This window comes from Calothrix sp. CBUCES-K 9914 (genome assembly GCF_059640475.1).
Genome location: NZ_JBXXZH010000084.1, coordinates 16,734 through 33,159 on the forward strand (window position 1 = coordinate 16,734; position 16,426 = coordinate 33,159).

The following is a 16,426-nucleotide window of genomic DNA, read 5'->3' on the forward strand; positions in this document are numbered from 1 at the left end:
TTTTTTACTGTTTATACACATGTAACTAAAAAAATACTGTGCCTACCCTGTAACCAGGCGCCACTTTACTCTCAATAGAATCAAGTTAATCACCTACGTATTTAAATATTGTCATCAAAACAAGAGCGGTAATCATGAGTTGATCCGCTTTTTTTGTTTTATAAATAGACTGGCCTATTTTATGTCTATAGTACAAAACCTTATATATAATGTCAACTAGCAGTTCACACGAAGAGTCATCTCAAGGTTCGGAAATATTTATGGTTCCACTAGATTTAGTTGTAATGATAGCTTGGGATTCAAAATGCGGTGAAAATCTAAGACATATACGCGGTGATGTGTCAAGACGTGAAATAGCCCGCAGGGTAGCGAGCCTTGGTATCGAATGTTCACAAGAATACATAAGAAAGTTGGAGCAAGGAACAGCAACCGTAGTTTCAACAAAAATAGTGATTGCGCTGGCACAAACACTTGATGTAGACCTAGCTCAAATAATGCCTGGTTTAAGAGTCAAATTATCACCCTTGTTTGTACTGTCAGTTGCCCATTTACCCGAATAAAGTTGTATAATCTTAGTACAAGTAAAAAAACAAGGCGCCTGCCACATTCCCCAAAGGGTTTCAAACAGGCGCCTAACAACAAAAAAAAGCACTACTATGTTCGCACAAATACAGGGATTCAGCATTATCAGTTTAGATGAACTAGTGATATCTCCATCACAGTTCAACAATTTTATGAACGATGCAAACTTAGTTGTGCATCCAATCGGCGCCATATATACGTCAACCGTGCAGCTTTTACGTTACTCGTTCTGGTTAGCAGAACAAAAAGTAACGTTACCTAGAAAAGAATATAAAGAATTGTTAAGTAAGCTTTGCTGGCAAGGTGAGGAGAAGACTTACCTCAAGGTAGAGGCAGCTTTTAATACCTTTACTCCATACGAACTGGCGCAAATCGATCCACGTACTATCTTTCAAATCGCTCTTAACTTCAAAAAATACGAGTCAGTTATCCCTCAAATGAAAGCTCTGCCTCAAATAACTCAAGATAAAGTTCGCGGTTTTATGAAACAATGCCACAAACCGAGAGCGAAGAGGGAAGAAGAGGCGCCGTCTATCTGGAGAATGATGCCCGATGGTAAGCGCGCGTGTGTAATTGCGCCGATTTACAACCAAACAGCGGGTGTGATGCTCCAAGAGATGATGGAAGCTCAGGGAAAAAGTGGGGAAACGATTGCAGAGCAAGCAATAATATATTTTTATCAGAATGAATTTAAAAAATTGGTTCAAGTTATAGATGTAGGAGAAACTAAGAGTACTGTTACAGAAATAGTCGTTCGTGAGGCGCCACAAGAAGATGTAGAAACGGCGCCACAAGATATTGTAGGAGAAAATGTAAGAACTTCCCTCACTACCATAGCTACGGCGCCCTTTGAAGATGTGGTAGATGAAAATCAAACGGCGCCATTAGTTTCGGAAGCGTCAAATTCTGTTCATTCTTGGGATGAAGACCAAGTGGATATAGAAGAAGATTTTAACGAAGAGACATTTGAGTATAATCCTTGGAACAATGAAGACTCGGTTACTGAAGACACTTGGAGTTTCGAGCTAGAAGAAAAAGAAGATTTGATTGAGGATTACGAGTTATTAACATCTGTAGCTACTCAGTCACAAACAGGAGCGCCTGTTCAAGAATTAGTTCAAGCATTGCAATCTGCTAAGAGTTGGCAAGAAATATCAGTAGCATTTAATACACATGGAGAATATAAACATGAAGCCTGGAATGCTCTAACAGATGTGGAGCGAGGCCGGATTTTAGAATTAACTCCTCCAGCAATACTTAAATTAAGTAATGCGAAACGTGAAGGTTTAATTAGGGAATTTCGAGTTGAGCGTGAAGGTGTGTATCAAGTCAGAGAAAAGGCTAACTTGCCTTGGGATATTGTTTTTGAACACCGACTTGATGATTACCTCGCACGCTTGTAAATCAAAGCGCTTCTATCAAAGAGTCTATCTTGCGCCTATTTTACTTTGACTAACCATTTGATTGTAGTTATTTTTAAATGGTGCCGACATTAATGCAAAAGTACTGGTAAAGTTTTACTATGAATAACTTCTTGTTACTAACGAGTGGTTACGCTATAGTAGTATTCCTATAGCAATTAGATAGATAAAGATGCATAAAATAAAAACAATTATTATTTCCCTAGTGTTAATGGGATGTATTCAAGAACCAATCTACCAAGAGAAACTTGGGAATATAGCAAATTTATTCAATCTGTTAAAAATGGCAAAGTAGAAAGAGTAAGTTTAAGTGCAGATAGGACAATAGCAATCGTAAAGGTTAAGCTTGACCCTAACCAAAAGAAGGTAAATTTGTCCAATGACCCTAATTTAATTAATATTCTCAGCCAAAACCAAGTGGATATAAGTGTTTTGCCATCAAACTAAAGATATGGTATCACAAATCAAAACTGTTGAGGTCAATGACTTGGGCAAGGTGGATTTGGTATCACCTACAAAGCACGGCACTCGATGCTAATACAATAATGCACGGAATTGAAAAATGCTATGCGCCTTTATACTACTTGATGCAACAATAATTGTAAGAGAAATTGATTATTGATTGCTGGCGGCGTTTCAAGAGTAAATTTTAGTTTTTATTCAGATGTTTTAATCGGGCATAGATGTGACAACACGCGCCCTTGTGTAGTATCCCGGCGCCCAACGGGAAACCGACACTGCTGGCTCGCTCACCATTGCAACAAGCTCCTTTCCTTCCATCTTAATTCTTCACCCTTGTGGGAGCGCTTCAACTATTGCCCAAAGCACTTTGTTGGGGGCTATGTTTAATATTTTTGTACTATTGCCTCAAGTTGGTAGCTTGGTGGTGTTGGTGGCGCCGGGTTGTTTTGGACAAATTTCGCCTGATATCATGTCTTTAATTTTAATGAATCAAAAAAAGATGGCTCTTTCGTACTTAGCGTGCTAAATCTGTTGATAAATGAGCTTGAAATCCTTGCTATGCTTTAATTATAGCCATGATTACCTTTATAACAATAAAATTATTGAAATTTCAATTATAAGTGCCTGTAAGCCTTGATAATAAGGGAAAATTATCACCTGTAATTAAAATTTAGCACGCTATGTACGCAAGAACCAGTATTTCTGACTAGAACGAACTTATACAGTTTTTTTAATAATTAAAGGGCACCAATAGGAGTAAAAAATGTTGCCTCCATCACCACCTTGTTTTCAGTACCTGCATTTGTGGAGATTTGGGCACCATCTACACAAATGTCCCTAATTATACGTATTGTTGACAAGAGGTACGTGTGCGGTGGCACCGTAACCACGCTCATTTTATTTCACTTTTACTGCCATAATTTACTAATCGAGACAAGAAAATGGAAGTTCCTATAAATTTTTTATAAACAGCCTACAAAAGGTAAGCAAACTTTGGGTTTAACCCGGTTTATTACATTATCAACTGCCCTTTCAGGTGTAGAAATATTTAAACTTGGGAAAAGTTTATTAACGGTTTCTAGGTAACCATTTATTTCCGCTGTAGCGTAAGCGAACTCAGAAAATCCTGTAAATCCAACGTCAAAAATACACCCCTCCATCGTATCTTCACTAACCTTAGCTGCTTCACATTTAGAACGCGCTTTTTTAATTTGTTGTGTGGATAACATTTCTAGTTTGAGATACTTATCTGGAAAATTGCGATTTGTATAACTTTCTGTGGTCTTATTAGGCAAATAATCAAACAGCGACTCTTTTTGGCTAAGGTGCCAACTGTTGGCAAAATCCTTATAAAGTTGGTCAAAATAAAGTTTTTCAGCTGCATCTAGAGAAAAAGGAAGTTGCCCAACTCCGACTAAGTTTAACACCTGCTTTACATCTCCATAGGTTGATTTTGAAGATAAAATAGCACCACCACGAATTTGTTGGTCATCCTTGGGATTACCATTAACATTACCGAGTAAGCCACTATAGCGCTCAGGTTGTGAATCTAAGACAAAAGGTGAGACGTTGAAATAAAAATTATCTCCAAATTTGGCTGTGTCTACTACAACCTTCTCACCCGTAGATAAATTAACTATATAGGTATTACCACTTTTAGCTATAGTGTTACCACCTGATAGTGATAGAGAATCACCTTGGATTAGAGTAGGTTTGCCATTAATTCTTAGGGGAGTGCTGATATTAGAGTCAGGAAAGTCTTTTGAATAAAATGTCACACGGTCATTACCCACTTTTATGGCTACAGCGCTATTCAGTGATAGTGATGAATTGACAGGTGCATGGCGTACTTGAACTTCAAATTGACCGTCGTTGGATTTAACAAGGATAAATTCCCCAACTGTCTGAAAGCTATAGCTTAATCCATCAAAAGTAATTAAGTGAGGATCACCGTAACTTTTGCCTTGTTTTAATTTTTTATTGGGGTTACTCCCTCCATTATTCTTACATTTAGGAGGGTTCTGCTGCTCATATTTAAATTCTTTAAATGAGCTTGGGCGTGTTTGACCACCTGCATTATTAATAGTATTACCAATCCCGCGCATTAAACTTGTCCAACTACGCCTTTGGAAAAAACTTCCTACCAAGCCGCTCACTTCATATTCGGGTCTTGACACGCCTCTAGTGTAAAAAGTTACGCTCCCATCAGAATTTTGTTCAAACCCAAACTCGCGTGAACCATGTTCTGGATGAGAGCCAGTTTCAGGTGTTTTAATAGTGCTAAACACAAAGTATGAGTCACTGCGGTCGCTTAACACGACGCTGCCGTTATCTGGCCCAAGTATGTCGATATCATAGATATCTCCAAGCTTAGGAAGCTTATTGCTTCGGCGCTTAAACTCGTTAATATCGTTGAATTCTGAGTCATTGACCTTTCCGTTAAGGTTTTTCAGCATTTCGCTAAGAAACTTTTCCGGTGTCATTCCTGGGGGCATTTTATCGATGACAATTTTATATTCATCATATACATATTCCCCTGAACCGTCTGCGATTGGCTGTAGTTCAGCTTTTTCACCTGTAAGAGCTGTTTGTACTTTGTCAGGAAGACCATTAGGTCTGCTTAATCGTAATAACCGTTTGTGTGATTCAGAATTACATGGATCAAAATTAGATTTATTGTTGTTTTGAGTTAAGTAGGTTCGATTTAAAATAGAAAAAGTGTTATTTTGGATTGATGGTTTTGAAAGTTTTTGAGCCGCAGAGTCAAGTGCATTTTGTGTGTCATGATAACCAGCTTCAATCTGTATAGCAGATGAAGTTGTCGCTATTGTGCGAGCGGGTAATAAGGTGCTAGGAGTGAAGAAAGAAGCTACTATAACAACGATAAAGCTGATGATGGCAGAAATGGCAAAGCGAATCCTAGGCATAAATTCTTTACTCTATTACAATAGCCCTTGCGGCAGAGCATCAATTATAGGATTTGTCTACATTCTTACCTGCATAGTCTCTTACTATAAGAATTAAGACAAATGCATCTAAATTTACAAAAATCTTGATCTAGCGGTATCTAACATAGTTGATGATGCTTTAAGGAAGCGCACCAAGTCAACTACTGATTTGCGTTTCTTAGTAAGCAGACGGCGCCAACACTAATGCAATCGTATTAGTGTAATATGGTTTGGCGCTCTTAACTCTAGTACAAATTTCACCTTATCTCATTTCTTTAATTTTAACGAATCAAGAAAAGATTCTATTTCCGGAGTATTTAAACTTCCAGATGGGATACCTTCTCCTCCTGTGCCAACTGATATTTTATATAAAGTTGATTGGCGTACATCAAAAAAGATTCTTGTTTTAACTGCTCCATTCCATTTATTATCATAAATTATATATTCATGAGCATCATAACCATTGAAAATAAATCTCCTTTTATATTCAAATCCTTCTGTACCAGTACTATTATATTCATAAAAAAAATCAATAGTGCATTTATTTCTTTTTTAGATAATTTTTTTAAATACTTATTAGTTTCTATTGTGTAATAATATTTATTGTCTGGGGTTCGATAGGCTACTCTTTTAGTAATAAATTTTGTTTGGGTAGACTTATCAACTTCTTCTTTTGGCTTGCCAGGAAATAAGGCAGTATAGCTACCATCAAAGCTTGTGTACAATAAGCTATCTTTGTTGTCTTGACTTCTATAACATCCATTACCATTTGAATTTTTAGAAGAAGCAGAATACTGTTTGGCACGGCTGCTGCTTACTGCAAGTTTTGATATTTCTGCTTGAGAGCTATTATTGAGTGTTTGCGCTTGTGCTGATGTACTAATAGTTATGAAAAAAACGCATAATAAAAGCTTTTGCAGCAAAGCTAGATTTTTACTCATTACATTTTATCCTTATTGATAATAATTATCACAGTTTTCTTAAACTACGTATAACACTATTTCTAAGTAGTATCAACTTATGCATTGCTTGGTCTATATTAAAATAATTTGGCGCCAATTTCAAAACGTGTATAGGCTTAACCACCAAGACATGCAGATGATACAATATGCGCGTTTGGCGTAGTTACTGGCGCCAATGGAACAAGCTCCAAACTCCCATCTTTATTCTTAACGAGGCCTTGTGCTTCAACTATTGCACTTTGCACTTTGTTGGGAACTCTGTTTGATACATAAGTATTGTTGTCTAGGGTTGCTAGCTTAGTGATGTTAGTGGTGCCGGGTAATGGTTCCAAAGGACTGGGGGGTAAAGAACCGCGCCCTGTGATGGTAAATTCTCCAAGTGGTTTGGCGCCGGGAAACCTTGGACTCTCTTTGAGCAACTTGATAATTAGCATCAACAACTTATCGACGGTAATTCAATTAACATATGTACAGGCGCCTTGCTGAATGTTAAATATTTTACCAGCAGTTGGAAAGTTAAAAATTTGGGGTGAGTCTTTAAATTGACTACCCCAAAAAACACTTGTAAATACTCGATCAGACATTTTACCAGTAGCAATAATAACATCGTGCGACCTATGGTGCCTTCGTGGTAATCCCGGAATGCTGTTTAAACTGGCGCCTGTCCGTGTTCTTATATTTATCAGTATTCCCAGGTAGAACGGACTTATGCAGTTTTTTTCTTAAAACCAATAAAGCGAAATTTTGGGACTAGATTCTTGAAAAGATAAATCACACGCCCTCTTAGTCCAGCCTTTACTATATGGTTAAATTTGCTTAACGGTAGTTTCATCAATATTTCTTGTGCTAAGGATTCTTTTTTACCAAGACCTTGCAAGCGAAACTGGGTAGCTTGAGTGGCGCCGTTATATTGTATATGCCTGTAAAAAAATAAAACCCAAAGATTGATTTTTTAACTTGCTGAAAATAGGCGCCGTTAATGTTGTTTGTTTGATTCATTAGTCTTTGTTGAAATGGCGCTCGCGGGCTTGAAATGCTGCGATTGCAGTATGTAAGGTAAGATAAATATGTTCAGAACCAATATTGAGTAGAAGCTGTGACCGCTTCAATTGCTTGTATAAATCCTGTTTTACACGTGTCATGGCAAAAGTAATACCCCTGGCGGCTAGTTCGCGATGCAATTCTGTTAATGTGTCGATAGCAGTAATATCAACTTCAACAATTGCTTCTGTGTTCAGCACAAACCACTCTACGGGTGTTGTTTCTGCCTCAATTGCCTGCAATGCTCGTTGTTTGAAATGTTCTACATTGGCAAAGAAAAGGGGAGCATCATACCGATAAATTACCAATCCTGGGATAGTTGTGGCTCCTTCCCAGTCTTCAATATCGTGCAATCCTGCTAAACCTGGCACTTCTCCCAAAACTGCGTCGTGCGGTCGTGCGACCCTTGCAAATACATCAATCACAGATAACCCTACCGCTACACCAACACCAACTAAAATATCTGTGATTAAAACTCCAACCGTTGTAGCCAGAGCCACGAATAGTTCAATACGTCGGAATTTTGCCAACCTGAGAAATTCTGGTATTTCAATGAGTTTAGTAGCTGCATAGATGACAATCGCCCCCAACGCCGCCTTGGGAAACTGTGCCAGCAAGGGTCGCATAAATAACAATACTAAGATGACTACAACTAGGGCAACTAAAGAGAACATTTGGCTTTTACTGCCTAATGAGTCCGCAATCGCAGTACGACTACCACTACTACTAATAGGAAAACCCTGCATCAATCCGTTTCCCAAGTTTGAGGCTCCTAGTGCCAATAGTTCTTGGTTAGCGTCAATTTTATAGTGGTTGCGGGTAGCAAATGCCCTTGCTGTGAGAACATTATCTGAATAGCCAACAACCGCAATTCCAATCGCTGAAGCTACAAGTGTTGATATCTCTTTAGTTGATAGCTGAGGTAAAGTAAAATGTGGTAAGCCAGCCGGAATTTCTCCTACCACAGCCACCCCTTGTCGGTCGAGATGGAGTAGCCCGACACTAGCCGTTGCCAGTAACACCGCCAACAGTGGACCCGGTGCATCTGGAAAGGCGCGCTGAATGATGAATAAAAAAGCTAAGACTATAGCTCCTAAAATTAAAGTTGGTTGGTGAATTCGATCTAGCTTTCCCAAAAATTCATTTACTTCCCCAAAAACAGTATTTGCTTCAATCTTAATTCCGCCTATTTTACCTAACTGCCCAGCAATCATAATCACGCCAACTCCTGCCATATAACCAACCAATATTGGTTTAGACAATAAATCAGCTAGGAAACCCAGACGAGCAATATAGCCAATGATGCATACAACACCAACCATTAAAGCCAGCATAGAAACAAGGCTGGCATAGTTACCACCATTAGATGCAACAGCATGAGTAATCGCTGCCGCTGTCATTACCGCAGTAGTCGATTCTGGTCCTACCGAAATTTGTGGTGATGACCCAAGTATTGTATAAATAACCATTGGCGGTATAATTGCCCACAATCCCACCACAGGTTGCACCCCTGCTAACTCCCCATAAGCCATACACTGTGGTATTAAGTAAGCCGCTACTGTCACACCTGCTAATATGTCTCCACGCAACCACTCTCGCTGGTAAGATAGTAACCGTTTCAACTCTGGTATGCGTGGTAACTTTATTTGGTACTTTTTGGACATGACGCTCACAGATAGAACTTGGACTTAGTTTAAGAAAATATTGACTCTCTCCTGGCTAAAGTTAGCTTTTAATCATTGAAAATAACACCTACTAAACAACCTGATAAAAACTTTTATAAATATTTCATATTCCAAGGAATATTGGTAGATATTAATAGTTTTTACAGGATTTTAATAGCACAAATACGAGCAGGCGCCCACACTTCAGTTATTTGTTATATGTAACAGAAGCGAAACAAAACTTGTAAATACTAGAATGATTTTATACATATGATGCTAGCAGCACCAAATTTGATACATGCTAATAGTTCGATTAATCCTTATACCAATTCAACATCTGGGAATTTATTAAGAAATTATAACGTTTAGGGTGCGTTCGACACCATTTTTTGCAGTTTGAGCGTACCCTAACTACTTCAAATAACATAATATCAATACTTTTAAGTTAAGTACTTTTGTTCGCAATGATTCCAGGCGCCACTCGCTACGCTCAAATTAAAAGTTCATTCATGTCCCTCCTAAGAAAAATTAAATAAGTAATTCAATATTCTTAAATCTACATGTATTTATAGTATCTTTAAATACCCTCTTACCTAAATGCATTTTCCTGCGGACATGAATGAATTCTGAATTTTGAATTTGAGCTTATGCAGTGGCGCTATTGCCACAAGTTCCATACTTCCATCTGCGTTTTTAACCCAACTTTGCGCTTCCACAATTGGTTTCGGAGTTGGTTTTGCTGTGACTTCTTCAAATATTTCCCTTGTTTTTTGACTTTCATTATTTGGAAGTGTTGGAAGTGTCACCCATTTCGTTATGACTGCACGCTTGCGTAATGGTTCGTAGGGGTTTTCTGGTATTCCTCCTCTTCCAGTATAGATAAATTTACTCGCAGTTCGTCCATTTCTAGGGGTACAACCTTGGGCAATTGCCCCCGATGCATCAACTAAGTTGGTTGGTAATTCAATATCAGGTTGAGTGATAGATACTTGTCCTTGAACACCAGTCATGGAACTTGCAGTGATATCACTTGCGTTTGATGGTAATGCGCGCGATTCAATACCGAAAATACTGAAGGCGCGGATGAAAACATTACCACCTCTACCAGTAAAGTTATTTGCTGTAATATCGCTGTTTTCTGTGGGCACAGCGACAATAAAACGAGAATCAATATTAATGTTACTTCCATCTCCACCAAGTTCATTTGTACCTGCGTTGGTGGAAATTTGGGCGCCTCTCCTTAATAAAAGTAAGTCACTATTAAGTTTGATGTTACCACCATTACCAGATGTAGAATTAGCTTCAAGTTTTCCTTGATTATCTAAAGTCATTTTAGGTGAGTTTATCTCAATATCATTTTTTGCAGTTACCGTAACATTCCCTGTATTTCCTTGTCCAAAAGTTGAGGTAAAAAGTATGGCGCTATCTTGTAATAAGAAGGAATTTGTATTAATGATAATATTTCCCTCATTACCTTTTGAACTATGTCTGACTGAATTATTAATTTCACTCTTATTCGTAATTTTGATTTCTCCTGTTGCATTCAAGGTAATATTTCCTCCAGTAGAGTCTGGCACCCCTGAACCTTGAGCAATGCCAGCATAAAGACCACTTCGTCCAAAAATTTCTATATTTTGAGCATTAACTGCAATATCACCGCCACCAGCACCTCCCACATATACCTTAGCTTGATTTGTTAGAGTGACCGTTCCACGAGTTATATTTTCAGGGAATCTCAGTCTTAAATTATTGTCATCAAAAAAGAGATTTATATTTCCATTTGATGCTAATCCTCCTAATTCAACTCTTCCACCATAAGCATTTAATTCACCACCATCCATACTGACATTACCACCGACTAGCAGCAAGCTTTCACCATTTGGTACTCGTAAGCCAACTGCTTTAAAACCTGCTGGGTCTTTTCCCGCAGGTGCTACCGAATTATTTTGAATAGCAGCTCTTGGATTAATCTGATTAAAAAACAATGCCGAAGGGTTGACTGTCAACAAAGCAGGTGCCGAGGGTTCGGAAGCACTAAAATTACCCTGGTTTCCAAACTGCACCCCGTTCGCAGTTGTCCCTACAAACGAACCTCGCACATCTAAAGAAGCATTTTTTCCAAACAAAATACCATTGGGATTTATTAAAAATAGATTGGCGCCACCATCAACACCCAACGTCCCCAAAATATTCGACGCACTACTACCTGTAACGCGCGTTAATATATTCACTACTCCTGATGGGTTAGCAAAATACACACTTTGTCCATCTTTAATGTTAAATTCTGTAAAACTATGAAAAAGATTATTACCACGCAGGGCGCCACCATTAATCAAATCAGCATTGGCACCGTTCACTAATACATTTGGAGTAAGTTTAGATGATTCCACTCCCAAGGTATTATCAGGTGTAATCTGTGCATGAACTCTAGTACTAGCAAGAAAGAAAAAGGTGCATAATAAAAGCGAGTGAGCTAAACCCTGTTTCTTATTCATCGCACTTTGTTTGAATGGTAATGATTATCAAGTTTTCTGATTAAACTTATATTTATCAGGATTTATAACTAGAATCAATTTATGCAGTTTTTCTTAATAATTACTGTTTTTGTGTAACAAGTGGCATTTATAAATATTTAATTATTTAAGATTAATTACTTGGACATACAGATACTACAACGCGCGCGCTAGGTGTAGTATTCGGCGCCATTGCAACAAGCTCCAAACTTCCATCTTGATTCTTAACCCAGCCTTGTGCTTCAACTATTGCGTTTTGCACTTTATTGGGGGCTGTTTTTGATACATTAGTATTGTTAGTATCCAAGGTTGCTAATTTAGTGGTGTTAGTGGCGCCGGGTAATGGTTCGAGTGGGCTGGGTGGTAAACTGCCGCGTCCTGTGATGGTAAATTCTCCAAGTGGTTTGGCGCCGGGTTCTCTTGGACAAATTTGAGCAACTTTACGGGTAGCATCAACTACTTCTTCTGGTAATTCGATTAATCCTTGTGCTGGTTTAACATCAGGTTGAGTAATAGAGACTTCTCCTTGAACACCACGTTCGGAACTTGCGGTGATATCGCTTGTTTGTGGAGATTCTATTGCGCGCGGTTCTATGCCGAAAATACCTTGCGCGCGGATATTTACGTTACCACCTTTACCACTAAAAGCATTGGCGGTTATATCACTGTTTTCGTTGGGGACAGCGACGATGAAACGAGAATCAATATCAATGTTACCTCCATCGCCACCAAGTTGTTCTGTACCTGCGTTGGTTGAGATTTGGGCGCCTCTTCTTAATAAAAGTAAATCACTGTTGAGTTTGATGTTACCGCCGTTACCTGATGTAGAATTAGCTTCAAGTTTTCCTTGATTATCTAAAGTGATATTTGGGGAGTTGATTTCAATGTCGCCAGTGGTTCCAGGTCCTGTGGAGTTGACGAATAAACCAGCGTTGGCGCCGATATTTGAGATACTGGGGAAGATAATTAGTTGGTCATTATAATTCGGGTTATTACCACTAATAGTTAGTTGGTTAGCAGCGTTAATTGTAATTTTACCCGCAGAACCATTACTCTCGGTATTAGTGATAAGTCGCCCCCCAGTGAGAGCTTCAAAAGTATTCGCATTTATCGTAATGTTGCCACCTTTATTGTCACTTTGAGTGCGCGCGTCCAAGAAGGCACCGTTTCGTAAGTAAAAGGAATTTGCATCAATGGTAATATTACCTCCATTGCCTTGTGTACCTGTTTCCACCAAGCTACCAATTGCGGTACCAAAACCAGAAATTTCAACAGCATTAGTGACTTTAATATTCACATTACCTGCTGAACCTTGTCCTGCCCCTTGGGTATCAGAGGCACCGAAAGTAATGGTTTGGAGTTGGGCACCATCAGTTAGTGAAAGCATTGCAGCATTAATATCGATATTGCCACCCTTACCCACACCTCCTGCTTGAACTGTGCTGAGAATGCTGCCACCTACAAGAGAAACAGCATTTCTTGCACGTACTATCACATTTCCCGCACTTCCTTGTCCAGATGTTGAGGCCGTAAGTTGAATGTTATCTCGTAGTAAAAACGAGTCAGCATCGATAGTAATGTTACCAGCCTTACCCACACCTCCGGGTTCTACACCACTAAAAATTGCACTAGTAGTATTTGTGTCTTTTGTTCCCAATAATGTTACTGCACCTGTTACTTTAACATCAATATTTCCCGCATTCCCCTGCCCATAAGTTGAGGCACTAAGTTTTGCATTATCTCGTAATGAGAAAGAAGCAGAATTGATAGTAATATTACCTCCATTGCCGATTGTCCCTGCTGCTATGGAACTAGTGATTTGACTGGGAAAACCGTTTTTCTCTCCAGCAATATCGACATCACCAGTTACTCGAACATTAATATTGCCAGCATTACCCTGTCCTGCAGGCTGAGTATCAAATGCTTCACGAGTAAAAGTTAGTAGTTGGGCACCCGAAAGCAGTGACAATGAAGAAGCATTTATGTCAATATTGCCGCCGTTACCTACACCTCCTGCTTCCACCGTGCTGAAAATGTTGCCGTCTACAAGGGAGACATCATTTTTTGCTCGCACTGTTACATTCCCTGCATTCCCCCGTCCAAAACTTGAAGCCGCAATTCCACCGGCGCCCGAACGAAACTTTAAGGAACCAGTATCAATGGTAATATTACCCGCATTACCTACTGTACCTGTTTCTACTCTGCTATCAATAGCACTCTTGGATGTATCTTTTTCGCCAGCGAGATCAATAACACCTGTAACTTTTATATTCACATTCCCCGCATCACCCCTACCTGCCCTTTGAGTATCAGATGCACTACGAGTACCAGTTCCTAGTTGAGCACCGTCAGTTAAAGAAAGGGTGGCACCATTAATATTGATATCACCACCCTTTCCCACACCCCCTGCTTCTATCATGCTGAGGATGTAACTACTACCAGCAAGGAAAATACTATCCTTAGCAGTTATCGTCACATTACCTGCATTCCCAATTCCATAAGTTGAGGCTTCAAGTCTGGCGCCATCTCGTAAGTTCAAAGAACCAGCATCAATGGTTATATTACCCGCATTCCCTTCTGTTTCTGTTTTCACATCGCTGGAAATCTTACTATCAAAACCATTTTTCTGCCCAGCAATATCAACAGTTCCTCTTACTTTCACATTTACATTGCCTGCCGAACCCTTACCAGCAGCTTGTGTACCATCTGCACCATGAGTAATTGTTAATAATTGGGCACCGTCAGCTAAAGAAAGGGTGGCGCCATTAATATTGATATCACCACCCTTGCCTACACCCCCTGCTTCTATTGTGCTGAAGATGTAACTACTACCAGCAAGGGAAATATTATTTAAAGTATTTACCGTCACATTTCCTGCATTCCCAATTCCATAAGTTGAGCTTTCAAGTCTGGCACCATCAGTCAAAGAAAGAGTAGCGCCATTAATATTGATATTACCGCCCTTTCCCACACCAGAAGCCCCTACTATGCTGAAGATGTCACCACCAGTAAGGGAAATACTATTTAAAGCATTTACCGTCACATTTCCTGCATTTCCTTTTCCATAAGTTGAGGCTGATAGATTAGCACCATCTTCTAACTTCAAGGAACCAGCATCAATGGTTATATTTCCTCCATGCCCTTTTGAATCTATACGCACTAAATTTCTAACTTGACTTCCAGAACCAGCAATTTTAATTTCTCCAATGGCACTGAGGGTAATGTCTCCTGCAATGGTTTCAGGCGCCCCCAAACCTTGACCAATACCAGCAGAAAGGATACTTCCACTCAAAATATCGATATTCGAGGCATTAATTGTTAGATAACCCCCACCAGCACCAGTCACAAATGCACCTGCTGTATTGTTAAGCGTAACCGTCGCACGAGTCACATTATCAGGAAATTCTAGCCTTAAATCACTTCCATTTAAGCTCATATTTACATTTCCTTTGGACACCAATCCTCCTAATTCAACTCTCCCACCAAAAGCATTTAGTTGACCGCCATCCATGATGACATTACCACCCACTAGCAGCAAACTTTTACCATCTGGTACTCTCAATCCAAATGCGTCAAAACCTGCTGAGAATATACCTACAGGCGCCACCGAATTATTTTCAATAGCAGCATTTGGATTAATCTGATTAAAAAACAATGCCGAAGGATTAATAGTTAATAAACCAGGCGCCTCCGCATTAGTCGCACTAAAATTACCTTGATTACCAAACTGCACACCATTCGCTGTTGTCCCAAGAAACGAACCTCCTATATCAAGGCGCGCATTTTGACCAAATAAAATACCATTAGGATTAATTAAAAATAGGTTGGCGCCACCATCAACACCCAACGTCCCCAAAATATTCGACGCATTCTTACCTGTAACGCGCGTTAATATATTCACTACTCCAGACGGATTAGTAAAATACACACTTTGTCCATCTTTAATGTTAAATTCTGTAAAACTATGAAAAAGATTATTACCACGCAGGGCGCCACCATTAATCAAATCAGCATCGGCGCCTTTGATTAGTACGTTTGGGGTAAGTTTAGATGGTTCTGCTCCCAACGTGCTGTCAGGTGTAATTTGTGCCTTGACAGGTGTACTAGCAAGCGATAAAAAGCTGCATAATAAAAGCTTTTGAATTAACCCCTGTTTATTAACTATCATGCTAATACCCTGATGAGTGAAAATGATTATTAAAGTTTGTTATTAAACTTATATTTATCAGTATTTATGACTAGAAGCAACTGATGCAATTTTTCTTAAGAATTGCTGGTACTGTGAGGTCGGTAGTAAGAACTGGCGCCATCATTGCAGTACGGTGCCCACGCTCCGATTATTCGCTATGTACCCCGTGAAAAAAATTTAAAGCTGAGTTTTGAACAGTTGGTGAGAATCGGCGCCCTTCTAATTCCGTCATATATACTCCCACGAAGTAAAATTAAAAGGTGCGCTCCCTTGCGCGTTCATCAATTAATAATATGCTTATGCTTATTATTTAGATATTCCGGTTGAGTTCATTTTCTTAAAGGATGGGTTGGTGGCGCCGGACTGGTTGAATATGACACCAGTAAATAACTACCAGCAGTTAACACTTTGGTAAATGTGAATAAAAAGATGGGTAGTCCCGTTAAACTACCCCCTTATAAATACTTGAATACATTTTACCAGTATCAATTTTAACATTGCGCTCAAGAAATGCCTTCCTTGAAATTGCGGAAATCGACCTGAAAACCCGTGCGAAGGACGCAGCATCTGTTATGTGTGCCCCCAAAAATAAAATTCGCGCATGAGAGCAACGCGCGTTGTTCCCGAAATATGGCGCCGTGATT

General features: G+C 39.3%; 10 protein-coding genes. 3 read left to right on the forward strand and 7 right to left on the reverse strand.

The features are described from left to right. Nucleotides 1–209 precede the first annotated feature (209 nt). The 3 genes from AC2JBO_RS19655 (at nt 210) to AC2JBO_RS19665 (ending at nt 2,450) form a co-directional block, all read left to right on the forward strand. Nucleotides 210–560, forward strand: coding sequence for a helix-turn-helix domain-containing protein (locus tag AC2JBO_RS19655; RefSeq protein WP_496955339.1), 351 nt, complete (start codon nt 210–212; stop codon nt 558–560). A 96-nt stretch (nt 561–656) separates the two neighbouring features. Beyond that, entirely contained in the window at nt 657–1,985 is a 1,329-nt protein-coding gene (locus tag AC2JBO_RS19660) for an Alr2735 family protein (RefSeq protein WP_496955340.1), read from the forward strand. Nucleotides 1,986–2,219: 234 nt separating this feature from the next. Next, complete coding sequence (locus AC2JBO_RS19665; RefSeq protein WP_496955341.1) at nt 2,220–2,450, forward strand: ATP-dependent metallopeptidase FtsH/Yme1/Tma family protein; 231 nt, start codon at nt 2,220–2,222, stop codon at nt 2,448–2,450. Nucleotides 2,451–3,427: 977 nt separating this feature from the next. Here AC2JBO_RS19665 and AC2JBO_RS19670 read toward each other — a convergent pair. From AC2JBO_RS19670 to AC2JBO_RS19700, 7 genes are all read right to left on the reverse strand, one after another. Continuing rightward, nucleotides 3,428–5,392 (reverse strand): VWD domain-containing protein, encoded by a 1,965-nt coding sequence (locus AC2JBO_RS19670; protein ID WP_496955342.1) that lies wholly within the window; start codon nt 5,390–5,392, stop codon nt 3,428–3,430. 458 nt (nt 5,393–5,850) lie between these two features. Further along, the gene (locus tag AC2JBO_RS19675) at nt 5,851–6,354 is read right to left on the reverse strand and encodes a hypothetical protein (protein WP_496955343.1); all 504 of its coding nucleotides are present in this window, start codon (nt 6,352–6,354) and stop codon (nt 5,851–5,853) included. A gap of 137 nt (nt 6,355–6,491) precedes the next feature. Further along, nucleotides 6,492–6,809: a hypothetical protein gene (locus AC2JBO_RS19680; RefSeq protein ID WP_496955344.1), complete on the reverse strand. Its 318-nt coding sequence runs from the start codon at nt 6,807–6,809 to the stop codon at nt 6,492–6,494. A gap of 21 nt (nt 6,810–6,830) precedes the next feature. Then, nucleotides 6,831–6,959: a hypothetical protein gene (locus AC2JBO_RS19685; RefSeq protein ID WP_496955345.1), complete on the reverse strand. Its 129-nt coding sequence runs from the start codon at nt 6,957–6,959 to the stop codon at nt 6,831–6,833. Between the two features lie 414 nt (nt 6,960–7,373). Beyond that, nucleotides 7,374–9,080, reverse strand: coding sequence for a SulP family inorganic anion transporter (locus AC2JBO_RS19690; protein ID WP_496955346.1), 1,707 nt, complete (start codon nt 9,078–9,080; stop codon nt 7,374–7,376). Between the two features lie 593 nt (nt 9,081–9,673). Then, complete coding sequence (locus tag AC2JBO_RS19695; RefSeq protein ID WP_496955347.1) at nt 9,674–11,575, reverse strand: filamentous hemagglutinin N-terminal domain-containing protein; 1,902 nt, start codon at nt 11,573–11,575, stop codon at nt 9,674–9,676. Nucleotides 11,576–11,726: 151 nt separating this feature from the next. Next, complete coding sequence (locus AC2JBO_RS19700) at nt 11,727–15,761, reverse strand: two-partner secretion domain-containing protein (RefSeq protein WP_496955348.1); 4,035 nt, start codon at nt 15,759–15,761, stop codon at nt 11,727–11,729. Nucleotides 15,762–16,426: the final 665 nt, after the last annotated feature.